The organism is Streptacidiphilus jeojiensis (genome assembly GCF_042510965.1).
Taxonomy (GTDB): Bacteria; Actinomycetota; Actinomycetes; order Streptomycetales; family Streptomycetaceae; genus Streptacidiphilus; species Streptacidiphilus jeojiensis.
On the sequence record NZ_JBEUKS010000001.1, the window covers coordinates 704743 to 729379 of the forward strand.

The 24637-nt window shown below is 71.5% G+C and carries 27 protein-coding genes; 14 read left to right on the forward strand and 13 right to left on the reverse strand.

Annotated features, from left to right (window positions below; all coding sequences use genetic code 11):
- Nucleotides 1-2: 2 nt before the first annotated feature.
- From ABUW04_RS03180 to ABUW04_RS03195, 4 genes are read left to right on the forward strand one after another with little or no spacing between them, the layout of a single operon-like run.
- The gene (locus ABUW04_RS03180) at nucleotides 3-1229 is read left to right on the forward strand and encodes a thiolase C-terminal domain-containing protein (protein WP_380562456.1); all 1227 of its coding nucleotides are present in this window, start codon (nucleotides 3-5) and stop codon (nucleotides 1227-1229) included.
- Nucleotides 1226-1675 (forward strand): Zn-ribbon domain-containing OB-fold protein, encoded by a 450-nt coding sequence (locus ABUW04_RS03185; protein WP_380562458.1) that lies wholly within the window; start codon nucleotides 1226-1228, stop codon nucleotides 1673-1675. The genes ABUW04_RS03180 and ABUW04_RS03185 overlap by 4 nt, the downstream gene beginning before the upstream one ends.
- Nucleotides 1676-1677: 2 nt before the next feature.
- Complete coding sequence (locus ABUW04_RS03190) at nucleotides 1678-1890, forward strand: hypothetical protein (protein ID WP_380562460.1); 213 nt, start codon at nucleotides 1678-1680, stop codon at nucleotides 1888-1890.
- Between the two features lie 45 nt (nucleotides 1891-1935).
- Nucleotides 1936-2985 (forward strand): zinc-dependent alcohol dehydrogenase, encoded by a 1050-nt coding sequence (locus ABUW04_RS03195; protein WP_380562462.1) that lies wholly within the window; start codon nucleotides 1936-1938, stop codon nucleotides 2983-2985.
- A 27-nt stretch (nucleotides 2986-3012) separates the two neighbouring features.
- On the opposite strand, the gene ABUW04_RS03200 is transcribed toward ABUW04_RS03195, so the two are convergent.
- Genes ABUW04_RS03200 through ABUW04_RS03215 form a run of 4 tightly spaced genes read right to left on the reverse strand, consistent with a single transcriptional unit; the run spans nucleotide 3013 to nucleotide 5947 of the window.
- On the reverse strand, nucleotides 3013-3777 hold the full coding sequence (locus tag ABUW04_RS03200) for an enoyl-CoA hydratase-related protein (RefSeq protein WP_380562464.1): 765 nt from the start codon (nucleotides 3775-3777) through the stop codon (nucleotides 3013-3015).
- Nucleotides 3778-3825: 48 nt separating this feature from the next.
- Nucleotides 3826-4605, reverse strand: a complete 780-nt coding sequence (locus ABUW04_RS03205; protein WP_380562465.1) for an SDR family NAD(P)-dependent oxidoreductase — start codon at nucleotides 4603-4605, stop codon at nucleotides 3826-3828.
- 17 nt (nucleotides 4606-4622) lie between these two features.
- Entirely contained in the window at nucleotides 4623-5483 is an 861-nt protein-coding gene (locus ABUW04_RS03210; protein ID WP_380562467.1) for a mycofactocin-coupled SDR family oxidoreductase, read from the reverse strand.
- Between the two features lie 29 nt (nucleotides 5484-5512).
- Nucleotides 5513-5947: a hypothetical protein gene (locus tag ABUW04_RS03215; protein WP_380562469.1), complete on the reverse strand. Its 435-nt coding sequence runs from the start codon at nucleotides 5945-5947 to the stop codon at nucleotides 5513-5515.
- Nucleotides 5948-6077: 130 nt separating this feature from the next.
- Here ABUW04_RS03215 and ABUW04_RS03220 point away from each other — a divergent pair, with 130 nt between their 5' ends.
- Nucleotides 6078-6644, forward strand: a complete 567-nt coding sequence (locus ABUW04_RS03220; RefSeq protein ID WP_380562471.1) for a VOC family protein — start codon at nucleotides 6078-6080, stop codon at nucleotides 6642-6644.
- 32 nt (nucleotides 6645-6676) lie between these two features.
- The gene (locus tag ABUW04_RS03225; protein WP_380562473.1) at nucleotides 6677-8248 is read left to right on the forward strand and encodes an FAD-dependent oxidoreductase; all 1572 of its coding nucleotides are present in this window, start codon (nucleotides 6677-6679) and stop codon (nucleotides 8246-8248) included.
- Here the strand turns inward: ABUW04_RS03225 and ABUW04_RS03230 are convergent.
- From ABUW04_RS03230 to ABUW04_RS03240, 3 genes are read right to left on the reverse strand one after another with little or no spacing between them, the layout of a single operon-like run.
- Complete coding sequence (locus ABUW04_RS03230; protein WP_380562475.1) at nucleotides 8212-9693, reverse strand: FadR/GntR family transcriptional regulator; 1482 nt, start codon at nucleotides 9691-9693, stop codon at nucleotides 8212-8214. The genes ABUW04_RS03225 and ABUW04_RS03230 overlap by 37 nt on opposite strands.
- 28 nt (nucleotides 9694-9721) lie before the next feature.
- Entirely contained in the window at nucleotides 9722-10594 is an 873-nt protein-coding gene (locus ABUW04_RS03235) for an alpha/beta fold hydrolase (protein ID WP_380562477.1), read from the reverse strand.
- The gene (locus ABUW04_RS03240) at nucleotides 10591-11022 is read right to left on the reverse strand and encodes a cupin domain-containing protein (protein WP_380562479.1); all 432 of its coding nucleotides are present in this window, start codon (nucleotides 11020-11022) and stop codon (nucleotides 10591-10593) included. The genes ABUW04_RS03235 and ABUW04_RS03240 overlap by 4 nt, the downstream gene beginning before the upstream one ends.
- Nucleotides 11023-11195: 173 nt before the next feature.
- Here ABUW04_RS03240 and ABUW04_RS03245 point away from each other — a divergent pair, with 173 nt between their 5' ends.
- Nucleotides 11196-11654, forward strand: coding sequence for a hypothetical protein (locus ABUW04_RS03245; RefSeq protein WP_380562481.1), 459 nt, complete (start codon nucleotides 11196-11198; stop codon nucleotides 11652-11654).
- Nucleotides 11655-11688: 34 nt separating this feature from the next.
- Here the strand turns inward: ABUW04_RS03245 and ABUW04_RS03250 are convergent, their stop codons facing one another.
- The 3 genes from ABUW04_RS03250 to ABUW04_RS03260 all read right to left on the reverse strand — a co-directional run bounded on the left by ABUW04_RS03250 (nucleotide 11689) and on the right by ABUW04_RS03260 (nucleotide 14545).
- Nucleotides 11689-12507 carry an IclR family transcriptional regulator gene (locus ABUW04_RS03250; RefSeq protein WP_051725835.1) on the reverse strand — a complete coding sequence of 273 codons (819 nt, stop codon included), beginning with the start codon at nucleotides 12505-12507 and terminating at the stop codon, nucleotides 11689-11691.
- 271 nt (nucleotides 12508-12778) lie between these two features.
- On the reverse strand, nucleotides 12779-14221 hold the full coding sequence (locus ABUW04_RS03255; protein WP_380562483.1) for an aromatic ring-hydroxylating oxygenase subunit alpha: 1443 nt from the start codon (nucleotides 14219-14221) through the stop codon (nucleotides 12779-12781).
- Between the two features lie 42 nt (nucleotides 14222-14263).
- Complete coding sequence (locus tag ABUW04_RS03260) at nucleotides 14264-14545, reverse strand: ferredoxin (RefSeq protein ID WP_030258494.1); 282 nt, start codon at nucleotides 14543-14545, stop codon at nucleotides 14264-14266.
- A gap of 225 nt (nucleotides 14546-14770) precedes the next feature.
- On the opposite strand from ABUW04_RS03260, the gene ABUW04_RS03265 reads away from it, so the two are divergent.
- The 4 genes from ABUW04_RS03265 to ABUW04_RS03280 are packed head-to-tail and all read left to right on the forward strand — an operon-like array spanning nucleotide 14771 to nucleotide 18749.
- Nucleotides 14771-15781, forward strand: a complete 1011-nt coding sequence (locus tag ABUW04_RS03265; protein ID WP_380562485.1) for an NAD(P)/FAD-dependent oxidoreductase — start codon at nucleotides 14771-14773, stop codon at nucleotides 15779-15781.
- Nucleotides 15782-15837: 56 nt separating this feature from the next.
- On the forward strand, nucleotides 15838-17304 hold the full coding sequence (locus ABUW04_RS03270; protein WP_380562487.1) for an aldehyde dehydrogenase family protein: 1467 nt from the start codon (nucleotides 15838-15840) through the stop codon (nucleotides 17302-17304).
- Between the two features lie 46 nt (nucleotides 17305-17350).
- The gene (locus ABUW04_RS03275) at nucleotides 17351-17542 is read left to right on the forward strand and encodes a ferredoxin (protein ID WP_030258501.1); all 192 of its coding nucleotides are present in this window, start codon (nucleotides 17351-17353) and stop codon (nucleotides 17540-17542) included.
- A 10-nt stretch (nucleotides 17543-17552) separates the two neighbouring features.
- Nucleotides 17553-18749 carry a cytochrome P450 gene (locus tag ABUW04_RS03280; RefSeq protein WP_380562489.1) on the forward strand — a complete coding sequence of 399 codons (1197 nt, stop codon included), beginning with the start codon at nucleotides 17553-17555 and terminating at the stop codon, nucleotides 18747-18749.
- Between the two features lie 76 nt (nucleotides 18750-18825).
- On the opposite strand, the gene ABUW04_RS03285 is transcribed toward ABUW04_RS03280, so the two are convergent.
- Together ABUW04_RS03285 and ABUW04_RS03290 are read right to left on the reverse strand one after the other, a co-directional pair.
- Nucleotides 18826-19596 (reverse strand): SDR family NAD(P)-dependent oxidoreductase, encoded by a 771-nt coding sequence (locus ABUW04_RS03285; protein WP_380562491.1) that lies wholly within the window; start codon nucleotides 19594-19596, stop codon nucleotides 18826-18828.
- Entirely contained in the window at nucleotides 19593-20894 is a 1302-nt protein-coding gene (locus ABUW04_RS03290; RefSeq protein WP_030258510.1) for an acyl-CoA dehydrogenase family protein, read from the reverse strand. Before ABUW04_RS03290 ends, ABUW04_RS03285 begins: the two co-directional genes overlap by 4 nt.
- Before the next feature lie 99 nt (nucleotides 20895-20993).
- Here ABUW04_RS03290 and ABUW04_RS03295 point away from each other — a divergent pair, with 99 nt between their 5' ends.
- The 3 genes from ABUW04_RS03295 (at nucleotide 20994) to ABUW04_RS03305 (ending at nucleotide 23785) form a co-directional block, all read left to right on the forward strand.
- Complete coding sequence (locus ABUW04_RS03295) at nucleotides 20994-22028, forward strand: phosphotransferase family protein (protein WP_380562493.1); 1035 nt, start codon at nucleotides 20994-20996, stop codon at nucleotides 22026-22028.
- 3 nt (nucleotides 22029-22031) lie between these two features.
- On the forward strand, nucleotides 22032-22838 hold the full coding sequence (locus tag ABUW04_RS03300; protein WP_380562495.1) for a sugar phosphate isomerase/epimerase family protein: 807 nt from the start codon (nucleotides 22032-22034) through the stop codon (nucleotides 22836-22838).
- 65 nt (nucleotides 22839-22903) lie between these two features.
- Entirely contained in the window at nucleotides 22904-23785 is an 882-nt protein-coding gene (locus tag ABUW04_RS03305; RefSeq protein ID WP_380562497.1) for a VOC family protein, read from the forward strand.
- 77 nt (nucleotides 23786-23862) lie between these two features.
- On the opposite strand, the gene ABUW04_RS03310 is transcribed toward ABUW04_RS03305, so the two are convergent.
- The gene (locus ABUW04_RS03310; RefSeq protein ID WP_380562499.1) at nucleotides 23863-24630 is read right to left on the reverse strand and encodes an SDR family NAD(P)-dependent oxidoreductase; all 768 of its coding nucleotides are present in this window, start codon (nucleotides 24628-24630) and stop codon (nucleotides 23863-23865) included.
- Nucleotides 24631-24637 lie beyond the last annotated feature (7 nt).

Here is a 24637-nt window from a genome sequence, read left to right on the forward strand (position 1 = left end):
CGATGTCAAAGAACGTCAGGCTGAGGCACTCAGGGCTCCGCGACACCGCCATCGTCGGCGTCGGCGCGACCCCCTACTACAAGCGCGGCGAGAGCGCCGACAAGAGCATCAACCAGCTCGCCGGGGAGGCCATCCTGGCTGCCTGCGCGGACGCCGGCCTCTCGGTCAGGGACGTCGACGGGCTGGCCTTCTACTCCCTCGCCCGCGCCGGGTACGCCGACCAGATGGAAGCCGGCGAGTTCGTGGAGACCCTCGGCATCCGCGAGCTCAGGTTCTCCGCCGCGCTGACCGGTGGCGGCGGCGGCTCGGCCGGTGCCATCGGCCTGGCCCGGGCGGCGATCGTCGCGGGCGACGCCTCGATCGTGGTGACCGTAATGGCCCTCCAGCAGCGTACCCGGCTGGGGACCGTGTTCGCCGCCAAGGCGTCCACGCCGCTCGCGTCGTTCGTCCAGCCGTCCGGACTCGCCGGGCCCGGACACCTGATGTCGCTGCTGACCCGGCGTCATATGCACCAGTACGGCACCACCCGGGACGCCTTCGCCGAGATCGCGATGTCGACCAGGGCCAACGCCCTCAACCGGCCCAAGGCCCGCTACCGAGAGCCGCTGACGCACGATCAGTACTTCGGCGCCCGGATGCTGGCCGATCCGCTGTGCCTGTACGACTTCTGCATGGAGAGCGAGGGCGCGGTCGCGGTGGTCACCACCTCGATCGAGCGGGCGCGCGACCTGCGGCAGAAGCCGGTGCCGGTCGTCTCGGTCGCCCACGGCGGCACCCGCGAATGGGGCCGAGCGTTCTCCTGGTTCGGCATGCCCGACGACGAGACCTTCGCCTCCTCCGGGCACAAGTCGATCGCCCAACGGCTCTACCAGCGCGCCGGGGTCACCGCGGAGGACATCGACGTGGCGCTGATCTACGACCACTTCACCCCCATGGTGCTGATGCAGTTGGAGGACTACGGCTTCTGCGGCAAGGGCGAGGGCGGAGCGTACGTGCTCAGCGGTGCCATCAGGCACTCCCCCGAACGCAAGCCGGGCCGCGTCTCGGTCAACCCGCACGGCGGGCAGCTCTCCGAGGCCTACATCATCGGGGCCACCCACATCGTCGAGGGAGTCGAGCAGATGCGCGGCACCGCGATCAACCAGGTCACCGACGCCGAACTGGCCCTGGTGACCGGCGGCCCGGCCGCCCTCCCGGTCAGCGGCCTGATCCTGGGACGTGACCGATGAGCGAAACCGGGAAGGCCACAGCCCTGCCCGCCGAACTCGTGCGGATCACCACTGACCCGAGCACCGAGCCGTTCTGGCAGGCCGCCAGGGAGCGCCGGCTGGTCGCACCCCGGTGCGCCGACTGCGCCGCCTTCCGGCTGCCGCCCACACCCTTCTGCCCGCACTGCCAGTCCGCCTCGGTGGAGTGGGTCGAGCTGTCGGGAAGGGCGACGGTGTACACCTACACGGTGGTCCAGGGCTTCCCAGGCCTGGCGGACATCACGCTGGTCCCGGTGGTCGTGGACCTGCCGGACGCCCCGGGGGCCCGGCTGGTCACCAACGTCGTCGGTGCCGCCCCCGCCGACATCCGCATCGGCACCGAACTGACCGTCGACTTCCACCCCATCTCGGACGGCTGGCTGCTGCCGGTCTTCCACATCGCTGACCCGCCCCTGGGAGGGGAGTGACCGTGGCCGACCACGAGAGCGCGCTCGACGACGCACCGTCCGAGTTCCTCGCCGGCATCGCGAACTCCGCCGGGCAGTGCGACGGACAGGCGGTCGTCCCCGACGGGGACCACTACCTGTGCTGGTGCTCCTGCGGCGAGTGGCGGATCCAGGCGCCCAGCCAGAGCGAGGGGCTGCGCCTGGCCCGGCTGCACACCGGCAGCCCGACCGACTGACACCTGACGACCCGTGACGACCCGTGACGACTGGGAGACGTATTCATGCCGCAGATCAGTAGAGCCGTAGTGATGCCCGGTGACGGCACCTGGGAGCTGCGGGAGTTCCCGGTGCCCTCCCCGCCTCCTGGCGGTGCCGTCCTGCGGGTGGAGGCCGTGGGCATGTGCCACAGCGACATCGACCACCTGCACGGCATCGTGCACACCCCGTGGGGCGGGGCCTACCCCTCGATCCCCGGCCACGAGATCGTCGGACGCATCCACGCGCTCACCGACGAGGCCCGCGCCCGATGGGGCGTTGAGGAAGGCCGGCGCGTCGCCGTGCGCGAGTCCGTCCCGCTGCCGGGCGGCATCCGGGTCTACGGCCACGACTTCGGCGTCGACGAGCGGTCGGGCCTGTCCGGCGGCTACGCGGACTACATGGAACTGCTGCCGGAGACACTGCTGGAACCGCTCCCCGACGACATCCCGGCCGAGGAGCTGACGCTCTGGGAGCCACTGGCCATCGCGGTCCGGTGGGCGACAGCCGTACGGCCCGGCGACTCGGTCGCCATCCTGGGGCCGGGTCACCTGGGGCTGGCCTCGATCGTCGCGGCCCGCGCCGCGGGTGCCGAGAGGATCTTCATCACCGGTACCGCCTCGGACTCCCTGCGGCTGGACGCGGCACGCAAGCTGGGCGTCGAGGAGGCCATCGACATCAGCACCACCGATCCCGTGGACCGGATCCGCGAGCTCACCGGCGACGGCGTCAGCGTGGTCATCGACGCCGCCTCGGCCTCGACCGCGACAGTGACGCAGGGCATGCAGATGGCCCAGCGCGGCGGCACGGTGGTGATCGGCGGCCTCAAGGACCGCAAGCCGGTGGAGGGCTTCATCAGCGACCTGATCCCCATGCGCCAACTCCACCTGCACGCCGGCTTCCCCGGCGACCACGTCAAGACCTCGGTCGAGCTGATCAGGCAGGGCAAGGTCCCGACCGCCGACCTGCTCGGCGAGGTCGTCACCCTCGACACCGTCGGCGAGGGCCTGTCCCTCCTCGCCCGCGAACAGCCGGACCGCGACGCGATCCGGGTCTCCCTCAAGCTCGCCGACTGAAGCGCCCGTCCCCGGTGGCGAAGCCGCTCAGCGGCCTCGCCACCGGGGGCGGCGCTTCTCGAAGAAGGCGGCGACGCCTTCCTTGATGTCCTCGCCGGCCTTGACCCGCTCGACGGCCTGGGCGCCGGCTTCCCAGCCCGCCGCATCCTCGTCCTCGTGAAGTGTGGCGAGGGCGGCCAGGCTCGCTGCGACCGAGACGGGTGAGGAGAGGCAGACGTCCTCGGCCAGGGTCAGTGCGGTCGCGAGGGCTTCGCCTGCGCCGCACCGGCGGTTGACGAAGCCGAGTTGGTGGCCGCGTTCGGCGTCCAGGACGGCGCCGGTGATCAGCAGTTCCTTGGCGACATTGAGCGGCAGGGCGCGCATCGCGCGGAAGAGGGCGCCCGAGGAGGCCACCACTCCCCTGCGACTCTCCGGGAGCGCGAACCGCGCGGTGTCCGAGGCGACCACCAGGTCGCAGGCGAGCGCGATCTCGAACCCGCCCCCGTAGGCCGGGCCCTCGACGGCTGCGATCAGCGGCTTGGTCCGGCGGCGTCTGATGACTCCGTACTCGCCGCCCCGTTCGGTGCCGCCGCCCGTTCCGTTCTTCAGGTCGGAGCCGGCGCAGAACACCGACGCCGTTCCGGTGATCACGCCGGCCCACAACTCACCGTCGTCGTCGAGCAGGTTGAGCGCCTCGTCGATGCCTGCGGTGGTCACCCGGTCAATCGCGTTGCGCTTGGCCTCGCGGTCGATACGGATCACCAGGACCCGGCCTCGCCGCTCGCTGCGGACCGTGGCGGCGTCGGATGACATGGTCCCTCTTCCGGTGGCAACGTGGTGAGGACGTCAAGAGGCGAATGCCTACTTGGCGCCCTTCGGGGTGAACCGCAGGGCTCCGTCCAGGCGGATGGTCTCGCCGTTGAGGTAGACGTTCTCGGCGATCTGCTGGATCAGTTGGGCGTACTCCTCGGGGCGACCCATCCGCTTGGGGAACGGGACCGCGGCGCCCCAGTAGGCGTCCAGCTGTGCCGGGTCGGCGTCCCCGAAGGCCGGGGTCAGGAAGGTGCCCGGGGCGACGGTGACCACCCGGATGCCCAGCGGCGCGAGGTCGCGGGCCAGCGGCAGGGTCATCGCCACGATGCCGCCCTTGGCCGCACTGTAGGCGGCCTGGCCGATCGTTCCGTCGTAGGCGGCGATGGACGCGGTGTTGATGATGACGCCGCGCTCCCCGTGCTCCAGTGGTTCGCTGCGCGCGATCGCCGCCGCGGCCAGGCGGCCGATGTTGAAGGTCGCGTTGAGGAAGACCTCGACCACCCGGGTGAACGACTCCAGCGGGGCCGGCCGGTTGTCCCGGTCAAGGGTCCGCGAGCCGCCGCGGCCGCCGTGCGCGACGACCACGATGCGCAGCTGCCCCAGCTCCGCCGCCTGGTCCAGCGCCGCCTGGACGCTGTCCTCGTCGGTGACATCCGTACGGACGAACACGGCGCCGTCGCCCAGGTCCTCGGCGACCGCCTTGCCCTTGGCCTCGTCCAGGTCGCAGACCACGACCCTGGCCCCGGCCGCGTGCAGCCGGCGGGCCGAGGCGGCCCCGAAGCCACCGCCGCCGCCGGCGACCAGCGCTACCGCACCCTTGATGTCCATGTGTGTGTACTCCTCCGTCAGAATGCCGGGGCCTGCGGGCGCAGCTTGACGTAGCCGCCCGCGTCGACCCTCATCTGCAGGCCAGTGATGTAGCGGGATTCGTCGGACAGCAGGAACAGCACGGCGTCCGCGATGTCCTCCGGTTCGACGTAGGGGATCCCCATCGCCGTCTGGGAGGTGAACGACTCCAGGGCGTCGGCGCGGCCGGGTTCGGCCAGGTCGGGACGGAACACCTGGTACATGACGTCGCTGTTGAGCATGTCGGTGTTGACGTTGGTGGGGTGTACCGCGTTGGCGCGGATGTTCCGGGAGGCGAGGGCGGCTGCGAGGTCGTGCACCAGCGAGGCGACCGCGCGCTTGGCCCAGGAGTAGCCGAGCCCACCGGAGCCCTTGGCGACGTTGTCGAGGCTGCCGGGGACCAGCGCCGCGAGGCTGCCGGTGGCGACGATGGAGGCGCCCGCGCCCAGGTGCGGCAGAGCGGCCTCGATGGTGTTGAAGACTCCGCAGAAGTCGACAGCCACGGCGTCGACGAACGCGTCTCCGTCGGTGGTGCCCAGCGGGCAGATGGCCGCCTGGGCGACGACACCGTCGAGCCTGCCGAACTCGGCCACGCCGTCGGCGAGGGCCCCGGCCAGGGCGCCCCGGTCGCGCACGTCGGCGACCCTGGCGACCATCCGCCGGCCCTGCTTGGCAACCTGACGCTCCGTCTCCTCCAGGTCCTCGCGCCGGGCCAGCGGGTACTGGTTGGAGTCGATGTCGGCGCAGATGTCCACGCCGATGATGTCCGCCCCCTCCGCCGCGGCGCGTACCGCGTGCGCGCGGCCCTGGCCGCGGGCGGCGCCGGTGATGAAGACGACCTTGCCGTCCAAGCGTCCCATGATCACTCCTTATCAGCTAAATCATATGCCTATTTTTGACGCATGGTCCAGTCGGCGACCAGGTCTGCGTAGTCGCGGTAGCCGCACAGCGCGGCGGCCACGACCGGAGCGACCGCCCCGGGTTCGGCGTCCATCAGCAGTTGCACCAGCACGTGGTGCGGCCCCTCCGGCGGGGTGAGCGCGGTCGCCAGCCGTCCGTCGATCACCCCGGCCCGGGCCACCGAGGCGAACGAGCCCGCCGACGGCCCCGGCGCCTCATCCAGGACCACCGACGAGATCTGACGGTTGATCACACCGGAGAGGTCCGCGAGCAGCGCCAGGACCCGTTCCACCACCACCCCGACCGCGGGGTCACCCGCCAGCCGGGCGGCGTCCACCGGGCCGATGGCCTCCAGCTGGCCGACCGAGGTGCGCATGGTCATCAGGCTGCGCTCGATCGCGGGCACGTTCAGGGGTGGGGTCACCCGGCCATCCTCACCGCCCGGAGGCCGCGCGGCACGCCCCGGTTCCACCTGCCGGGATGCTCGATGGACCCGTCCCGCTCCCCCGTTGGAAAGTCGGCCGACAACTTCCTTCCTTGGACCAGGGGGTCCGGTGCGCTCTTTGAGTGACCTCTTCCGCAACGTCATGCAGCTCGGATACGTGACGGACGACATCGACGCCGCGACGGCGTACTTCGAGTCCACGTTGGGGACCGTGGACTGCGTCAAGCACTACAAGTCCTCGCTGGGCGGCGGACGCCCCCCGGCCCTCGGCGGCGAACCGGGCTCCTCCTTCGTGGTGGTCGACGGCGTTCCGGCCGAGGAGTGGGTCATCGACGTCGCCCTGGTCAACGCGGGCGCCACCAATCTGGAGATCATCCGCCCGGTCAGCGGCGCGGTCGACCTCTACCGCGGCGCGGTACGACCCGGGCGGCCGGCCACCCTGCACCACCTCGGCTTCCGGATCGACGACTTCGACGAGGCATCCGCGGTCGTCGCGGCCGCCGGCAAGGAATGGGCGCAGTTCGGCGTCAGCGGCGACATCCGCTTCGGATACCTCGACATGACGGCCGAGCTGGGCCACTTCGTGGAGGTGATGGAGCTCGGGCCGCAGAGCGCCGAGGGCTTCGCCCAGCTCGAAGCGGCGTCGAACGCGGTCACGGACACGGTCAAGCAGTGACTTCTTCATCCACCATGGCGAAGGGAACGGGCATGAGCGAGCAAGGTGCGACCGGGGACGAGTACGACGTCATCGTCGTCGGCTCGGGAGGCGGACTGATCGGCGCCTACACCGCGGCCTCCCGCGGGCTGCGGACGCTGGTCATCGAGAAGACCCCGTACGTCGGCGGCACGACCTCCTACTCGGGCGCGGGCATCTGGCTGCCCGGCAACGCCGCCGAGCAGCGGGCCGGCGTCGAGGACAGCCCTGAGGCCGCCCGCCCCTACCTGGACGCGATCATCGGCGACGACGCACCGGTCGCGCTGCGCGAGGCGTTCCTGCAGGCGGGCCCGCGCATGATCGATGAGCTGGAGCAGAACCCGCTGTTCCAGTGGTTCGAGTGGAAGGGCGTGCCGGACTACTTCGAGGGCCGCCCCGGAAGCCTGGCGCAGGGCCGCACCGTCTTCCCGCCCGACTTCCCGCGCGCCGAGCTCGGCAGCCTGGAGCCGCTGCTGCGCCGGCCGCTGTGGACCGAGCGCTGGGGCGTGCACCCCGGCCTGCAGTTGATCGGCGGTCAGGCATTGATCGGCCGGGCGCTGCTGGCCTACATGGAGACCGGCAACGGCTCGCTGCGGGTGAACACCGCGCTGCAGAGCCTGCTGGTGGAGGACGGACGGGTCACCGGCGTGGTGGCCCTGCAGGACGGCGAGCAGGTGACCTTCCGCGCCCGCCGCGGCGTGATCCTGGCGGCCGGCGGGTACGAGCGCAACGGCGAACTGCGCCGCAGCTTCCAGCCGGCGGTGGGCGACGAGTGGACCCAGGGCTGCGAGGGCAACACCGGCGACGCGCTCACCGCGGGAATCGCCGTCGGCGCGGCCACCGACCTGCTGGAGGAGGCCTGGTACGCCCCCGGACTGGTGGTGCCGGACACCCGGCCGGTGTTCTACACCTCGGTGTGGAGCGGCATCTGGGTCAACGGCGAGGGCGAGCGCTTCATGAACGAGCGCCTGCCCTACGATCGGGCCGGCCACGAGATGCTGCGCCTGGGCCAGCTCTCCACCCATTGGGTGTTCGACCAGCGCCAGCTCGACAACGAGCGGGCCTTCGCCACCCTGCCGGTGGCACCGGAGGTGCCGGGCTGGTTCGACGTGGAGAAGTTCGTCGAGGCCGGAGTCCTCAGGCGGGCGGACACCCTGGAGGAGCTCGCCGAGCTGATCGGGGTGCCCGCCGCGGCCCTGATCAAGAGCGTCGACCAGTTCAACGGCTACGCGCGGGCGGGCAAGGACGAGCAGTTCGGCCGCGGCGAGTCGCCCTGGGACCTGATGGTCACCCACCTGGCCGGAGCCCACACCGACGGCCCCAACCCGGTCCTGGGCGTGATCGACAAGGGGCCGTTCTACGCGGCCACCATCGTCCTCTCCGACCTCGGGACCAAGGGCGGCCTGCGCACCGACGAGCACGCCCGGGTGCTGCGGACCGACGGCTCGGCGATCACCGGGCTGTACGCCTCGGGCAACACCATGGCCCCGATGTCGGGCCGGATCTACGCCGGCGCCGGCGTGCCGGTGGGCTCCTCGATGGCCTTCTCCTACATCGCCGCGCTCGACCTGGCGGAGCAGGGCTGATCGACGGCCGGCCGGGCGGGAGCCCGGCCGGCCTCATCGGCCAGCGCCTGCAGATGACGTCGCATCAGCTGCTGGGCGAGTCCGCAGTCCCCGGCGCCGACCGCCTCCAGGATGCTGCCGTGGGCCTGCCGGTCCTCCTCGTCACCCAGACAGGCGGACGGCGGGTCGCCGGCACCCTGACGGGTCCACAGCTCGGTGACGATGCGCAGGAACACCGCCAGCACCGGGTTCCCGGCCGCCGAGGCCAGCTCGCGGTGGAAGGCGTCGCCGTGTCCGACGGCCGCGCGCAGCCGGTCCGCGGCCCCGGGCGGGACGGCCCCGCCCGCCAGGGCCTGCACACAGGCCAGCTCGATCGCCTCGCGCACCTCGCACAGGTCAGCCGGGCCGATCCCCTCGCGGTCGAGGTACAGGGCGGTGGTGTGGATGCTCGCCGTGGGATCCGGAGCCTGCACCACCAGTCCGCCACCGGCCCCGCGGCGCATCCGCGCCACACTGTGGTGCTCCAGCAGCCGCACCGCCTCGCGCAGCACCGACCGCGACACCCCGTAGCAGCCCAGCAGGTCGGCCTCGGAGCCGAAGACGCTGCCGACGCGCCAGCCGTCGGCGGCGATGTCGTCGTGGATCCGGTCGGCGACCAGCTCGGCCAGTTTGCGGCCGTTGCTCCGCCGGGCGTCCGACGGGCCGAGCAGCAGCTGCCCGGCGGGGCGGCGCGCCTGATGGTCCTTCATCCACTGCGCCGACCACTCCAGCTGCTCGGCCATCACGGCCTCGGCAGCCTTGGCGTCGCCCGCGCTGACGGCCTCGACGATACGGATGTTGCGCTGGTGCGCCCCGGCCTTCTCCGCGTCCGGGTCCTCCCCCGGGATGCTCTGCGAGGCCCGCGCGTAGCGCGCGGTCAGCCGCACCAGGACCTCGATCAGCAGGCGCAGCGCCGCGTTCCCCGAGGAGCGGCTGAGGATCACGTGCAGGTCGTCGTCGGTGCGCAGGTCCCACTCGTCCCAGCGCTCCCGTTCGATCGCCAGGACCTCCCGCAGCCGGCTGCGGAGCTCCTCGGTGACGGCGCCTGCCGCCAGCCGCACGCTGAGCGGTTCCAGCAGCAGCCTGGCCCGCATCAGGTCGTCGACGCTGGTGCCGACGAACTCGAGGTAGACCACCAGCGCGCGGGTCACCGGCCCGATGTCGGGCGCGGCCACGAACAGTCCGCCGTTGGGCCCCCGGCGCATCCGGGCCACCTGGTGGTGCTCCAGCAGCCGCACCGCCTCGCGCAGCACCGACCGGCTGACCCCGAACCGCTCGCGCAGCTCGGCCTCGGATCCGAGCACCTCGCCCACGGGCCAGCCGCGGGCGAGGATCTCGTCCTCGATCCGTCGCGCCACCTGGACCGCGCGTCTGTCGGACGACGGCGCGCTGCGAGGAGTCCCGGCGTCGGCAACGGTGGCGGTCACAGCAGCGCAGATCTCGGTCTCCCCCGGTTCACCGGCCGCCCGACGCCTTCCGGTCGCGCAGCAGGTACGACAGCACCACGTCTTCAAACTCGTTCTTGCGCTCCATCATCGCCCAGTGCCCGCAGTCGTGGAAGACGTGCAGCTCGCACCTGGGGATCAGCCGCATCGGCAGCAGTGCGTTGTCCAGCGGCGTGACCCGGTCGTCGCGTCCGATGGTGAGCAGCGTCGGCGCCTGGATCGAGGTGAGCATCCGGGCCTGGTCGGCTGCGCCGGTGCGGACGTCGCGCATGGCCGCCAGCGACCCGGCGTTGAACAGTCTGCCGAGGTCGGCGAGCGCGTCCGGGGCCGACGCCGCCTTCCAGCGCATCTCGACGAACTCGTCGGTCAGGATGGCGGTGTCGTAGACCATGGACTCCATCCAGGCCTGCAACCGCTCGCGGGTGGGCTCCTGGACGAACTGGACCAGGAGTTTGATGCCCTCGGGCGGGGCTGCGCTGAACAGCGGCAGCCCCACGCCGCCGATGGTGACCAGCCGGCTGACCCGGTCCGGTTGGCCTGCGGCCAGCCGTGCGGCGACGTTGCCGCCCATGGAGTTGCCCACGACCGGAACGGCGTCGAGGGAGAGTGCGTCCAGGAAGTCGAGCGCGGCGGGCAGCGCCGCGAACATCGGGTTGCCCTCGCTCGGGTAGCTCTTGCCGAACCCCGGGAAGTCCAGCACCAGCGTGCGGAAGTGGGCGGCGAAGACCGGCAGGTTGGCGCCGAAGTTGGCCCAGCCGCTCACCCCCGGGCCGGAGCCGTGGAGCAGCAGCAGCGGGGGGCCGTCACCGGCCTCGTGGTAGTGCAGGGGGCCCCGGGGCGTGTCGACCGTCCTGCTGGTGGCGTCGTGCGTCAGTTCGCTCATCCCCGGCCTCCCCGCACCCAGCCGAAGTCGTGCCAGTAGGTCTTCAGCTCGGCCACCGGCCTGGGCCAGGTCTCGATGTAGGTGACGCCCTCGGGCCCGGCGGTCATGGTGTACGGGGTGCCGGCCCGGCTGAGGAACACCTCGCCCGGCCCGACCCGGACGACCTGCTTCGCCCCACCCTCCTCGTACTCGATGACGTACTCGCCGGCGAGTACGAACAGCATCTCGTCGAGGTCGTGGTGATGGCGCGGCACGGTGAAGTCCGCTCGCACGCGCAGCGGATTGCGGTTGAAGCGCGGGACGTCGATCGGCTTCGTGGTCACCCACATCGCACCGTCGAAGGTCGCCGCGAAGTCCACCGGGGCATCGCCCAGCGAACCACCGTCGTTCCAGAAGTAGTTCGGGTGGTTCTGCTGGTCGAGGGACATCGGAACCCAGTCCGAATCCTCTAGGAGATTGCCGAAAGTGATAGTCACCCGGCAACCGTAGGAGCGGCCCGGACACGGTGTCACCGAGCGGTTCCACCTGACGGGATGCGCCGGCGTTCCGCCCATCGGGACCGGGGAATGCCGCCCGCCGCCCGGTTCGACACACTCGCCGCATGCCAATCGAGAACTTCAGTCTGGTGAACGACGAGGGCTGGATGGACATGCCCCTCGATGTCCTGCCCAGCTACCTGTGGGCCGAGGGCGGCCAACTTGCCGATGCCCCGGTGAACTTCGAGAAGACCTTCGGCGGCAACATGTGGGTCTCCACACAAGTGGACCGGGAGTTCAACATCAACGGCCTGCGCTGCTCCCCCGATTTCGCGGTGCCCCGGCACCACCACAACCTCGACGAGATGATCATCGTCTTCGCCGGCCAGTTCCACGTCACCTGGGGCAGGGACGGGGAGGAGGGCAGCCGCACCGTCGGCCCCGGCGAGTTCTGGATCAGCCGGGCGGGCACCCCCTACCTGATGACGGCGGGCCCCGAAGGGGTCTCCTACACCGAGACCTGGCCCGAGCCGATGGCCGAGCTGCTGACCTACTGGCACGACGAGGGCTGGGTCCGGCGCTGACCCGGCGCCGGTCCCGCTCGGAGCCACGGAGGGGTCACTGCCGGGCAGCGACCCCTCCGGCGCTCAGGTTCGCATTGCGGATCGCCTCGGCGGTGCCGGACACCGCCTCGGCCAGCGCGGCCCAGCGCATCCTGCCCACCGGCCCGGTCACCGACACCGCCGCGATCACCCGGTCCCCACCGCGGATCGGCGCGGCGACGCAGGCCAGCCCCTCGTACACCTCACCGCGGTCGAAGGCCACGCCGGCCTCGCGCACCCGCATCAGCTCCGCGTGCAGCGCGAGCGGTTCGGTGATGGTGTTCGCCGTCCTCCTGGGCATCCGCGCGCTGACCACGTCCTGCACGGACTCGTCGTCGAAGGCGGCCAGGGCCTTGCCCAGTGCGGTGCAGTGGGCCGGCTTGCGGCCGCCGCGGCGGGTAGGCAGCCGCAGCGGGCCCGAGGTGACGCGTTCCAGGTAGACCACCTCGGCCTGGTCCAGGACGCCGAGCTGGGCGGCCATCCCGGTGCGCGCCGCCAGCGCCTGCAGGTGCGGCAGCGCGGCCTCCTGCAGCCTGGTCCCGGCCACCGCCAGGCTGCCCAGTTCGAACATCCGCAGGCCCACCCGGTAACCACCCGGGTCGCGTTCGATCCAGCCGACCCCGCACAGCTGGTCGGCCAGCCGGTGCAGCGTCGACTTCGGCAGCCGGGTCCGCTCACGCAGGTCACCGAGGCTGAGCACCTGCCGGCCGTCGCTGAAGGCCGCCATGATGACCGCGATCCGCCCCAGCACGGTGCGGTCCGAGCCGTGCAGGCCGCCGTCCTCGTCGTCCTCGTGCCGGGTGTCCGCCGGCTGGGTGAGTGTTCTCGTCGACATGCTCAAAGACATGGCTTCCTCCTATTCAGGGCACCTTTGCCCTCAGACCGCAGGAGTGAGTCCGGCTGCGGCGCCTCCCGCCGCCGACCGATTCCGCCCTGTCCCTGGGCCGGTCCGCGCGGGTCAATGAGCTAAATGAGTATCCTGTTAGTAGGATCATCCCCACCGGATGGGCTGTCAAGAACCTTGCAGGCCCAGCAGACACACAGGACCCCGGCGGCGGCGCTCCAAGGCTGGAGCGCTGCCGCCGGGGTCCTGTCGGGGGTCCGGTTCACTCGCTCCAGAGGTAGCGGTCGGCCACCCGGTGGTGGTTGTAGATGGTCATCTCCTGGTCCTCGCTCAGCCGGTGGCCGTCGAAGCTCGGGGAGTGCATGCCGACGGTGACCTCCTTGGCGTTCATCAGGTCCTGGGTGAAGACCTCGCCGAGGTCCGCGTCGCGGAAGTCCTCGAAGAACTCCGGCTGGTGGTCCCGCTTCCTGCCGTAGTCGGCGACCGGGACCTGGTCCAGGCTGAAGATCTCGAACACGCAGCTGTCCGGGTCGTCGCCGTTGGGCCGGGCCCGGTACATGAACGAGGAGCCCTGGTTGGGCAGCAGGATGGTGTTCGGGAAGACGTTCCACGCGGTGCCGGCGTCGGCCCACTTCTCGGCCGGGATCTCCGGCCAGTCGTAGCCCTCGGCGACCGACAGCTCCCGGTAGAGCTGCAGCATGTACTCGCCCGCGTTCATGCCCTCGGGCACCTCGGCGGTCTTCAGCGCCTCGGCGGCGCGCCAGCTGCGGTCGTTCTCCAGCCCGCGCATGTCGTCGGCGATGTACTGGACGCTCAGCGCGACGCTCAGCCGCGGGTCGACCACGTCGTTGGTGCCGCGGGCGGTCGGGTCCTTGCCCGCGTCGGCGCTGGTGTTCTTCTTCTGCCCGATGCTGGAGTAGTGCGCGTGCCGCTCGTACGTGGTGGTCGGCGACCAGACCCGGTTCTCCAGCTCGGCCAGCGAGGCGATGTTGGTGTTGGACTTGTCGAACCGGAACAGCTGCGGATGGGTCCCGGCCACGTGGTAGGCCTCCAGGAACCCGTCCAGCGCGGTCTTCCAGTTGCAGGGCAGGATGACGCCCTTCTGCCAGCGGATGCGCATGTTCTGGTACTGGAACGGCTCGAAGATCCTGGGGATCGGGTCCAGGTACTCCAGCAGCGGCATGGCGTTCGGGTCCATGGTGATGAACACGAACCCGCCCCAGGTCTCCGCGCGCACCCGGACCAGGCCCAGGTCCTCGTCGGTGCGCGGCACGAACTCCTCGCGGTCCAGCACCAGCCGGATCGAGCCGTCGAGGTTCCAGCGCCAGCCGTGGAACGGGCAGATCAGCGAACCGACCCTGCCGCGCCCCTTGGCCAGCCGGGTCCCGCGGTGCCGGCAGGCGTTGTAGTACGCGCTGATCGCGGTCCTGGACTCGCGCACCACGATGACCGAGTGCGAGCCGATCTCGTACTCGACGTAGTTGCCGACCCCGGGCAGTTCCTCCTCCCGGCAGGCCACCAGCCAGGTCCGGGTGAACACCTTCTCGAGTTCGAGCTTGAGGAACTCGGGGTCGAGATAGCGCCCCTTGGGCACGTACGCGCGGTCCAGCCGGTACTTCTCCGGCACCGCCTCGGCGGGGACGTCACCCTCGAACCACGGGGTCTGCCCGGTCAGCCGGGGCTGGGACTCAATCGAAACGGACACCGGAACCTCTCCTCCACCAAGTCCTGTCTCTGCCAACGGATGTCAGTTCGCATCGGGGCCGGCGATCTCGGCCCCGTCCTCGCGGCGCACCACATGGATGCAGTTGCCGGGGCAGCCGTCGGCCGCGTCGATCACTTCGAGGCGCAGCGCCTCGGGCACGTCGGCCCGCGCGCCCGCCTCGCTCAGGCGCTCGCCGTCGGCGTGCTCCTTGACGTAGGCCAGCCCGTCGCCGCCGAACTCAAACACCTCCGGCGCGTACTGGATGCACAGACCGTCACCGGTGCACAGCTTCTGGTCGATCCACACGCGTACGTCATCGCTCATGGGCTCCTACCCTCGTGGTCTGCGGAGCGCTGCGGGAGGCGCCCGGCCTGCGCCGTTCGCCGTCCCGGCGGCGGCCTCGGCGACGACTCTCCCCGCGGCGCCGGCGAGCGTCCATCGCGTGTCCCACCGAGCGGAATCACGGGTGACGGGCGGGCCACGGCGGCTCATACACTCGCCGACGCTTCCACCCAGCCCCCCGCCCCACCACTTCCTGGAGGTCGGTCCGTGACCGAGACCGTGGCACCTGACATCCGCGCCGGCATCAGCACCGACATCCTGATCGTCGGCGCCGGTCCGGTCGGACTCTACGGCGCGTACTGCGCGGGCTTCCGCGGCCTGCGGACCGTGCTGGTGGACGCGCTGCCCGAGTGCGGCGGCCAGATCACCGCGCTCTACCCGGAGAAGCAGATCCGCGACATCGCCGCCGTCCCCACCGCGCGCGGCCGCGACGTGGTGGCCGCACTCAAGGACCAGGCCGACGCCTTCGGCCCGACCTACCTGCTGGGCCGTCAGGCCGTCGGGCTCGCGCACACCCCGGCCGGACGGGTGCGGGTGACGCTCGCCGACGGTGCGGTGGTCGACACCGGGGCGGTGGTGGTGACCGCCGGGATCGGCACCTTCAGCCCGCGCACCCTTCCGGCCGGCGAGGAGTTCCTCGGCCGCGGGCTGAGCTACTTCGTGCCGGCCCCCGAGGAGTACACCGACCTCGACGTGGTGATCGTCGGCGGCGGCGACAGCGCGCTGGACTGGCTGCTGGCGCTGCATCCGATCGCCCGGTCGGTGACGCTCGTCCATCGCCGCAGCGGGTTCCGCGCGCACGCGGCGAGCATCCGCGAGGCCTACGAGTGCGGCGCCACCATCATCACCGACGCCCAGGTGACGGCACTGACCGGCGACTCCCGGCTGCGCGAGGCGCAGGTGCGGGTCGACGGCGAGGACCAGGTCCGGGTGCTGAAGGCGGACGCGGTGGTGGCCGCACTCGGCTTCCTCAGCAACCTCGGCCCGCTCGCCGAGTGGGGCGTCGAACTGGACCGGCGCACCATCGTCGTCGACACCCGGATGCGCACCACGGTGGACCGGGTCTACGCCGCCGGGGACGTCACCGCGTACCCGGGCAAGGTCAAGTTGATGTCGGTGGGCTTCGGCGAGGTGGCGACCGCGGTGAACAACGCCGCGGTCGCCCTGGATCCCGCACTCTCGCTCTTCCCCGGCCACTCGACCGAGGCGTCAGCGTAGGGCACCATGGAAATCGCTTAATCAGTAATCCAATTACAACGAAGGTGGTACCGCACGTGGCCGCTCAGGCGCACCGCAAGCTCTACATCGACGGGCAGTGGCAGGACAGTGCGGCCGACGGCGTGCTCACGGTCCTGAACCCCGCGACCGAGGAGACCATCGCCACCGTCCCCGACGCGACCGCCGGCGACGTCGACCGGGCGGTGGCCGCCGCCCGCCGGGCCTTCGACGAGGGCCCCTGGCCGACCATGAGCGTCCGGGAGCGCTCCGGGCTGATGCTCCGGATGGCCGACGCCCTGGAGCGGCGCTCGGACGAACTGAAGGAACTGGCCGTCCGCGAGGCCGGCTCGACCCGGGCGCTGGCGGACACCCTGCAGGTCACCGTCCCGCTGCAGCACTTCCGCGACATGGCCGAGCGGGTTCTGGGCCAGTTCCCCTTCGAACAGCCGATGCACCCCACCCTCGGCCCCACCCTCGCACAGGGGGTCGTCCGCCGGGAGCCCTACGGGGTGGCCGCCCTGGTCTCGGCCTACAACTTCCCGCTGTACCTGAACATCCTGAAGCTGGCGCCCGCGCTGGCCGCCGGATGCACCACCGTCCTCAAGCCGGCACCGACCACTCCGCTGGCGGCACTGGTACTGGGAGAGGCGGCCGACGAGGCAGGGCTGCCGCCCGGGGTGCTCAACATCGTGACCGGGGACATCGCCGCCGGACAGGCGCTCACCACCCACCCGGGCGTCGACATCGTCAGCTTCACCGGCTCGGACGCCGTCGGCCGGCTGATCTACGCCCAGGCCGCACCGACGCTGAAGAAGGTGGTCCTGGAACTGGGCGGCAAGTCCGCCAACATCATCTGCCCGGACGCCGACCTCGACCGGGTCGTCCCCAACGTGGTCAACGGGATGACCGCGCACGCCGGCCAGGGCTGCTCCCTGCTGACCCGGACCCTGGTCCACGAGTCGCGCCTGGACGAACTGGTCGAGCGGGTGACCAAGGCGCTCGGACAGGTCCGGGTCGGCGACCCGGCCGACCCGGCGACCACGATGGGCCCGCTGATCAGCGCGGCCCAGCGCGGCAAGGTCGAGGCGCTGATCGGCGTCGGCGAGCAGGAGGGCGCGCGGATCGTGCACGGCGGCGGCCGACCGGCCGGGCTGGACCGGGGGTTCTTCGTCGAGCCGACGCTCTTCGTGGACGTGGACAACTCCATGACGATCGCTCAGAAGGAGTTCTTCGGCCCGGTCGGCGTCGTCATCGGCTACAAGGACGAGGACCACGCGGTGCAGCTGGCCAACGAGAGCGAGTTCGGGCTCGGCGGCGGCGTCTGGGCGGCCGACCCGGTCCACGCGTACCGGATCGCCACCCGGATCCGCGCCGGGATGGTCTACATCAACGGCGGCGGCGCCGGCTCCAGCCCGCACACCGCCTTCGGCGGCTACAAGCAGAGCGGGCTGGGCCTGGAGCGCGGCGAGTACGGCCTGGAGGAGTTCCTGCACTCCAAGAGCGTCATCTGGAGCGCTCGCTGAGCGCCGGTCAGTTCCATTCGCCCCCCGACGAAAGGCAGTGAGTGAGATGCAGGCACACATCGACCTCAACAGGTGCTCCGGGCACGCGCGGTGCGCCGCGGCGGACGAGGAGGTCTTCCAGCTCGACGACGTCGGCTACGCGCTGCGCGCCGAGTTCGACGTCCCCAGCGGCGCGGAGCAGGCGGCGCGTCTGGCCGCCGCCTCCTGCCCGGAGCGCGCGATCACCCTGACGGACTGAGGAGGAGACCGTGCAGCAGGAAGCCGTCGAACAGTGTCCCGTCCACACCTACTCCCCCCATGAGCCGCGGCCGCTCGGGGAGTGGAACGCCTTCTTCGACCGGTTGCGCGAGGAGGCACCGGTCGTCCGCAACACCTTCGCGGGCGGCTACTTCGTGCTCACCCGCTACGAGGACATCCTCGCCGCCTACCAGGACCCGGACACCTACTCCAGCGAAGCGGTCACGGTCATGGACCCTGACCCGGCGCACCGCTGGATCCCGCACATGCTCGGCGGCGAGGAGCACCGCCAGTGGCGCCGCAACCTGGGCCCGGCCTTCTCCCCGCGCGCCGTCAGCGGCTTGGACGACCGGGTGCGGCAGCGGGCCGGCGAGCTGATCGACAGCTTCGCCGACCGCGGCTCCTGCGATGTGATGACCGACTTCGCCTTCAGGTTCCCCACCTCCATCTTCCTGGAGCTGATGGGGCTGCCCAGCGGGGAGCTGGAGCGGTTCATGGACTGGGAGGCCGACATCCTGCACTCCCGCGGCCCGGATCCGGCCACCATCGCGCGCCAGCGCACCGCCGCCCTGACCGCGGTCGGCGACTACGTCTCCTCGGTGATCCGGGAGCGGCGCGCCGACCCCGGCGAGGACCTGGTCAGCCAGGCCCTGCAGTTCCGGTTCGAGGGCCGGACGGCCACCGACGAGGAGCTGCGCTCCTACTGCGTCTTCATGTTCATGGCCGGACTGGACACGGTGGCCGCGCAGCTGGGCTACATCCTGCACCACCTGGCCACCCACCCGGAGGACCGGAGCAGGATCGTCGACGAGCCGGAGCTGCTCCCGGTCGCGGTCGAGGAGTTCCTGCGGGCCTACTCCTTCGTCATCCCGGCCCGCAAGGTGAAGCGCGACGTCGAGGTGGCCGGGTGCCCGATCCCGGCGGGCTCGATGGTGCAGCTCCCGCTGACGATGGCGACCAGGGACGCCGCCGCTTTCGAGGACGCCGGGCAGGTGCGGATCGACCGCACGCCCAACAACCACATCGCCTTCGGCGCGGGTCCGCACCGGTGCCTGGGCGCCCACCTAGCCCGGCACGAGCTGCAGATCGCGCTCACCGAGTGGCACCGGCGCATCCCCGAGTACCGACTGGCCGAGGGGGCGGTCACCCGGGAGACCGGCCGCAGCTCGGGGCCGGACACCGTGCCTGTCGTCTGGGACCGGCAGTAGCACGGTCGGCCCCGTACGTGCGGCCCGGCCCCCGCCAGGGGCCGGGCCGCGAACACGCCCTGAGGGGCGGCAGCCTTCAGTGCAGCCCGCCGTCCACCCGCAGCAGCGAGCCGGTGGTGTAGCTGGAGGCCGGGGAGGCCAGGTAGAGCGCGGCGGTCACGATCTCCTCGGGCGAGCCGGCCCGCCCGGCCGCGTTCCTCCAGGTCCGCTCGCCCTCGTCGGGCCAGTGCTTGGCGATGTCGGTCAGGAACGGGCCGGCGGACAGGGTGTTCACCCGCACCTTCGGGGCGTACTCCAGGGCGAGCACCGTGGTGAGGGCGTTGAGCGCGGCCTTCGCCCCGGCGTAGGGGCCGAACCGCGGGCTGGGGAACAGCGCACCGCTGGAGGAGACATTGATGACGGAGCCGCCCTCGCCCTCGCACATGCGCCGGGCGACCAGCGATCCGAGCCGGAAGGGGCCCTTGAAGTTGACCCCCACCACCTTGTCGAACAGCTCCTCGGAGGTCTCCGCCGAGGACGGCGCCAGCGGCGACATCCCCGCGTTGTTGACCAGCACGTCGACCCGTCCGAAGTGTCCGTACGCCGCGTCCGTCAGCTGCTCGCACTCGTCCCAGTGCCCGACGTGGCAGGAGACGGCCAGCGCCCGCCGGCCGAGGGCCTCCGCCTCCTCGGCGGCGGCCTTGCAGCTGTCCAGCTTGCGGCTGGCGATGACCACGTCCGCGCCGGCCCGGGCGAACGCCAGCACCATCTGCCGGCCCAGCCCGCGGCTGCCGCCGGTGACCAGGGCTACCTTGCCGGTCAGGTCGAAGAGCCCGGACGTACCGTCAGTTCGGTCGCTGCCGCTCACACGCCGAACTCTTCCAGGATCGACGCGTACCGCTCCCGGGCCGCCGCCCGGCGCGCGGGGATGTGCTCGGTGGGGAACAGGCCGGGGGCCGGCTGGTAGCCGCGGAGTACCCGCTTGGCGACGGTGGCCTTGTGCACCTCGGTCGGCCCGTCGGCCAGGGCCAGCTGCGGCAGCGCCGCCCACCACTCGGCCAGCGGCGTCTCATGGGTGATGCCGAGGGAGCCGTGCAGGTGCAGGGAGCGCTGGACGATGTCGTGCAGCACCTGGGCGAGCGCGACCTTGCACATCGCGATGTGGGTGCGGGCCGCCCCGTGCGGCTGGTTGTCGATGATCCAGGCCGTCTGCAGCACCAGCAGCCGGAACTGCTGCAGCTGGATGGCGGAGTCGGCGATGAACCCCTGGACGAACTGGTGCTCGGCGAGCACCCTGCCCTGGGTGCGCCGCGACAGGGCACGCTCGCACATCATGTCGAAGGCCCGCTGGCACTTGCCGACCACCCGCATGGCGTGGTGCACCCTGCCCCCGCCGAGCCGGGACTGGGCGACCTTGAACCCCTCCCCCGGCGCCCCGAGCATGGCATCGGCCGGGACCCGGACCTGGTTGTAGCGGATGTAGGCGTGGATGCCCTCGTCCAGCTCGTCGCGCTCGTTCACGGTGGCGACATTGCGGATGATCTCGATGCCGGGGGTCTCCGACGGGATGATGAACATCGACATCCGCTGGTGCGGCGCGGCGTCCGGGTCGGTCACCACGAGGGCGATCAGGAAGGACGCGTAGCGGGCGTTGGAGGAGAACCACTTCTCGCCCTCGATGACCCAGGTGTCGCCGTCGCGGGTGGCCCGGCAGGCGAACTCCTTGGGGTCGGCGCCGCCCTGAGGCTCCGTCATGGAGAAGCAGGAGACGATCTCGCCGTCCAGCAGCGGCTGCAGATAGCGGGTCCGCTGCTCCTCGGTGCCGTACATCGCCAGGATCTCGGCGTTGCCGGTGTCCGGGGCGGCAGTGCCGAAGACCGTCGGCGCCCAGTAGGAGCGGCCCAGGATCTCGTTCATCAGCGCCAGCTTCAACTGGCCGTACCCCTGGCCGCCCAGGTCGGGGCTGAGGTGGCAGGCCCACAGGCCCTGCTCCCGCACCCTCTCCTGGAGCGGCCTGAGCACGGCCCGGGACGCCTTGTTGGTGACGTCGTAGGGGTCTCCACCGTGGGGGAAGAGCAGGTCCAGCGGCTCGCACTCGTCACGGACGAATGCCGCCATCCAGTCCAGCTTGCGCTGGAACTCGGGCTCGGTCGCGAAGTCCCACATCCGCAGCTCCCGTCGTCAGCCATACTTGAATCGTCTTACTAAATAATACAAGATAGATGTTAACCCCGACAAGCAGTGCTGTGACATGAGGTGACGAAGATGACGGTACGTCAGGTCGACGACGACCTGCTGGCAGCGCTGCGTGAGCAGGTCGACGCGCACACGGCCGCGAGGCACCGGGGGTCGCGGGTGCGCGACCTGCGCCCGCTGACCGGCGGCACCTCCAGCCTGACGTTCACCGTCGAGCTGGAGGGCGTCCCGCGCGCGGAGACGCCGATGGTGCTCAAGGTCGCCCCGCCCGGCCTGCCGCCGGTGCGCAACCGCGACGTGCTGCGCCAGGCGCGGTTGCAGAAGGCGTTGCAGGCGGCCGAACGCACCCTGGCCCCGAACGTCTTCTTCTCCGATCCGGGCATACCGCCGGAGGTACCGCCGTTCATGGCGATGAACCTGGTGACCGGCGAGTGCGTCGAGCCCGTCCTGCAACCGCAGGGCGAGCGCCCCGAGCCCGGGCAGGTGCACGCACGGTTCCTGGATGCCGCACGGCTGTTGGCCGCGCTGCACCGGGTGGTACCGGAGGCGGTCGGACTCGGCGCGGAGCCCGTGGTGGGGCTGGACGAGGAGATCGACCGCTGGACCCGGGCCTTCGACACCCTGCCCGCCGAACTGAGCGGCGACTACCGGCGCGTCGCCGCGGCGCTGCACGCCACCGTCCCGGCCGCGCTCACCCCGGTGATCAACCACGGCGACTTCCGGCTCGGCAACGCCTTCTGCGCGGACGGCCGGATCAACGCCGTGATCGACTGGGAGATCTGGTCGGTGGGCGATCCCCGGGTGGACGTGTCCTGGCTCGCCTTCTTCACCGACGACGCCGGTCACCCCGCCGCCGATCCGGGGCCCGCGGCGGGGACGCCGACCGGCGCCGACGTGGTGCGCGCCTACCAGGCGGAGATCGGGCGCACGCTGCCCGACCTCGACTGGTTCCACGCCCTGACCCGCTACAAGGAGTCCGGCCTGACCGGCCTGCTGATCAAGCGCGCCGACAAGAGCGGCCGGCAGCTGACCGGCGCGATGGCGCGGATGCGGCCGGGACTGCCGGTACTGCTGGACCAGGCCATGCACTACCTCGGACACTGACCCGTGCATCCACGGGTCTCGGTCAGCAGCCTGTGCTTCCCCGGTCTCGGCGCCGTCCAGGCGGTCGAGGCGGTCGGCCGGCTCGGTGTCGGCGCCATGTCCCTCACCGGCCGCGTCCTGCGCGAGGCCGGCCCCGACGCGGTGGCGGCGGCCTGCCGGCGGCACGCGGTGGCGGTCACCACCGCCACCGGCTCCCTGGCGCTCGACCCCTCCTCGGCGGCGGCCCTGGACGCCTCGCTGAGCCGGGCCCGGGAGGACGTCGACCTGGCCGCCGCGGTCGGCGCCCGGTCCGTCTACGGACTCCCGGGACCGCGCGGTGCGGCGGAGTGGAAGGACCGCGTCGAGGCCTTCGCCGACGCGGCCGCTCCCCTGGTCGCGCACGCGGCCCGACGGGGCGTCACCCTGGCCGTGGAGCCGGTCAACTGGCTCTACGCGGACCTCGGTTTCGTGCACTCCTTCCACGACGCGATCGCCGTGGCCCGGCGCTCCGGCCTGGGGGTGTGCCTGGACCTGTTCCATGTGTGGACCGAGGGCGGGCTGCGCGAGGAGATCGCGGAGAACGTCGACCTCATCACCCACGTGCAGCTGAGCGACATGACGCCCGGCGCGCGGGCGCTGCCGTGCCGGACCGTGCCCGGGCAGGGCATCGTCCCGCTCGCCGCGCTGGTGGAGCAGCTGCTGGAGGCCGGCTACCAGGGCACCTTCGACTGCGAGCTCAACGGACCCGACATCGACGCGATCGGCCACGCCGAGGCCGCGGCGCAGTCGGCGCGGTGGCTCGATGCGCTGCTGACCCGTCTGGGTGCGTGACACGAGCTTAATCAGTATACTCATCTCAATTAGTTCACTGCCTTGACCGTCTGATTGGAGAGACCATGAGTGTTCGTTCACTCGGCTATCTGCGGTTGGAGACGCCCGACATCGAGGGCTGGAGGCGGTTCGGGGCCGACTTCCTCGGCCTCATGCCGGTCCAGGGCGCCGACCCGGAGTCGCTGTACTTCCGCATGGACGACTTCCCCACCCGCATAGCCGTCGCCCCCGGCTCCCAGCCGGGCATGACCGCCCTGGGGCTGGAGGTCCTCGACGAACGCGAACTGGACAGGCTGGCCGCCAAGGTCGAACAGGCGGGCATCAAGGTCACGGTGGGAACGGAGGCCGAGAGCGCGGCGCGCCGGGTCACCGGCTTCGTCCGGTTCAGCGACCCGGGCGGCAACCCGGTGGAGCTGTTCTACGGCACCGTGCTCGACCACGTCCCGGTCCGCACCCCGCTGGTCTCCAAGTTCGTCACCGACGGCATGGGCCTGGGGCACGCCATCGTCTCCGCGGAGAACCCCAAGGAGACGGTCGACTTCTACCTGGGGGTGCTCGGCTTCATCGAGCGCAACACCATGAGGTCCCCGGGCGGCACCACCTACTTCATGGGCTGCAACCCGCGCCACCACACCCTCGGCGTCACTCCGCACCCCGGCCCCGGCCGGCTGCTGCACGTCATGGTGGAGGCCGCCACCATCGACGACGTCGGACTCGCGCTGGACCGCGCCCACGCCCTGGAGGTGCCGATGATGCACTCCCTGGGCAAGCACACCAACGACCACATGGTGTCCTTCTACGTCTGGTCGCCGGAGAACTACGCGGTCGAGTTCGGCTGGAACGGACTGCAGGTCCCCGAGCCGGTGCCGGTCTACGAGATCACCGAGGGCGCATTCTGGGGGCACCGGTTCACGCCGCCGCCCGCACCGCCCGCGCCGGCGGCCTGACCGGAGCCGCCGCGCGAGCACCGAGGCCCTCACCCCGCTGCGGGGGTGAGGGCCTCGGCGTCCGTCGGCGACGTCCCTCAGCGCGGAGCCATCCGGATCCCGCCGTCCAGCCGGATGGTCTGGCCGTTGAGGTAGGGGTTCTCCAGCATCTCGACGGCCAGCCGGGCGTAGTCGTCGGGGTCCCCCAGCCGCTTGGGGTGCGGGACGGTGGCCGCCAGGCCCTCGCGGATGTCGGCGCGCAGCCGTCCCAGCATCGGGGTGTCCATGATGCCCGGGGCGATGGTGTTGACCCGGATCTGACGGCCGGCCAGGTCGCGTGCGGCGACCAGGGTCAGCCCGTGCACCCCGGCCTTGGCGGCGGTGTAGGAGGTCTGCCCGATCTGCCCGTCGAAGGCCGCGACCGAGGCGGTGAGCACCACCGCCCCGCGGTCCCCGTCCACCACGTCGTTGGCCGCCATCCGGGCGGCGGCCAGCCGCAGCACGTTGTAGGTGCCGACCAGGTTGACCCGCACCACCTCCGCGAAGGTACCCAGGTCACCCGGGTTCCCCTCGCGGTCCAGGATCCGGGTCCGGTCCCCGCCGCGGCCCGCGCAGTGCACCACGAAACGCAGCGTCCCCTGCTCCTGCGCCGCGTCCAGCGCCTTGGCCACCTCGGCCTCGTCGGTGATGTCGGCCCGGACGAACCGCGCCGCCTCACCCAGCTCCCGGACAGCCGCGGCGCCCTGCTCCTCGGAGATGTCCGCGATGACCACGTGGCCCCCGCGCCCGACGATGCGGCGCGCGGTGGCGAGCCCGAGGCCCGAGGCCCCTCCGGTGACGAACGCACTGCTTCCGTCGATCTGCATTCCGGCT

Bases quoted from the DNA above. Each gene is read 5' to 3' on its own strand.
- ABUW04_RS03185 (WP_380562458.1), top strand. From the start codon at position 1,226: ATGAGCGAAACCGGGAAGGCCACAGCCCTGCCCGCCGAACTCGTGCGG.
- ABUW04_RS03305 (WP_380562497.1), top strand. From the start codon at position 22,904: ATGAGTGTTCGTTCACTCGGCTATCTGCGGTTGGAGACGCCCGACATC.
- ABUW04_RS03250 (WP_051725835.1), bottom strand. From the start codon at position 12,507: ATGTCGACGAGAACACTCACCCAGCCGGCGGACACCCGGCACGAGGAC.
- ABUW04_RS03205 (WP_380562465.1), bottom strand. From the start codon at position 4,605: ATGGACATCAAGGGTGCGGTAGCGCTGGTCGCCGGCGGCGGCGGTGGC.
- ABUW04_RS03290 (WP_030258510.1), bottom strand. From the start codon at position 20,894: ATGTGGGACTTCGCGACCGAGCCCGAGTTCCAGCGCAAGCTGGACTGG.
- ABUW04_RS03310 (WP_380562499.1), bottom strand. From the start codon at position 24,630: ATGCAGATCGACGGAAGCAGTGCGTTCGTCACCGGAGGGGCCTCGGGC.
- ABUW04_RS03210 (WP_380562467.1), bottom strand. From the start codon at position 5,483: ATGGGACGCTTGGACGGCAAGGTCGTCTTCATCACCGGCGCCGCCCGC.
- ABUW04_RS03245 (WP_380562481.1), top strand. From the start codon at position 11,196: ATGCCAATCGAGAACTTCAGTCTGGTGAACGACGAGGGCTGGATGGAC.
- ABUW04_RS03200 (WP_380562464.1), bottom strand. From the start codon at position 3,777: ATGTCATCCGACGCCGCCACGGTCCGCAGCGAGCGGCGAGGCCGGGTC.
- ABUW04_RS03195 (WP_380562462.1), top strand. From the start codon at position 1,936: ATGCCGCAGATCAGTAGAGCCGTAGTGATGCCCGGTGACGGCACCTGG.
- ABUW04_RS03235 (WP_380562477.1), bottom strand. From the start codon at position 10,594: ATGAGCGAACTGACGCACGACGCCACCAGCAGGACGGTCGACACGCCC.
- ABUW04_RS03240 (WP_380562479.1), bottom strand. From the start codon at position 11,022: ATGTCCCTCGACCAGCAGAACCACCCGAACTACTTCTGGAACGACGGT.
- ABUW04_RS03275 (WP_030258501.1), top strand. From the start codon at position 17,351: ATGCAGGCACACATCGACCTCAACAGGTGCTCCGGGCACGCGCGGTGC.
- ABUW04_RS03295 (WP_380562493.1), top strand. From the start codon at position 20,994: ATGACGGTACGTCAGGTCGACGACGACCTGCTGGCAGCGCTGCGTGAG.
- ABUW04_RS03225 (WP_380562473.1), top strand. From the start codon at position 6,677: ATGAGCGAGCAAGGTGCGACCGGGGACGAGTACGACGTCATCGTCGTC.
- ABUW04_RS03180 (WP_380562456.1), top strand. From the start codon at position 3: ATGTCAAAGAACGTCAGGCTGAGGCACTCAGGGCTCCGCGACACCGCC.
- ABUW04_RS03260 (WP_030258494.1), bottom strand. From the start codon at position 14,545: ATGAGCGATGACGTACGCGTGTGGATCGACCAGAAGCTGTGCACCGGT.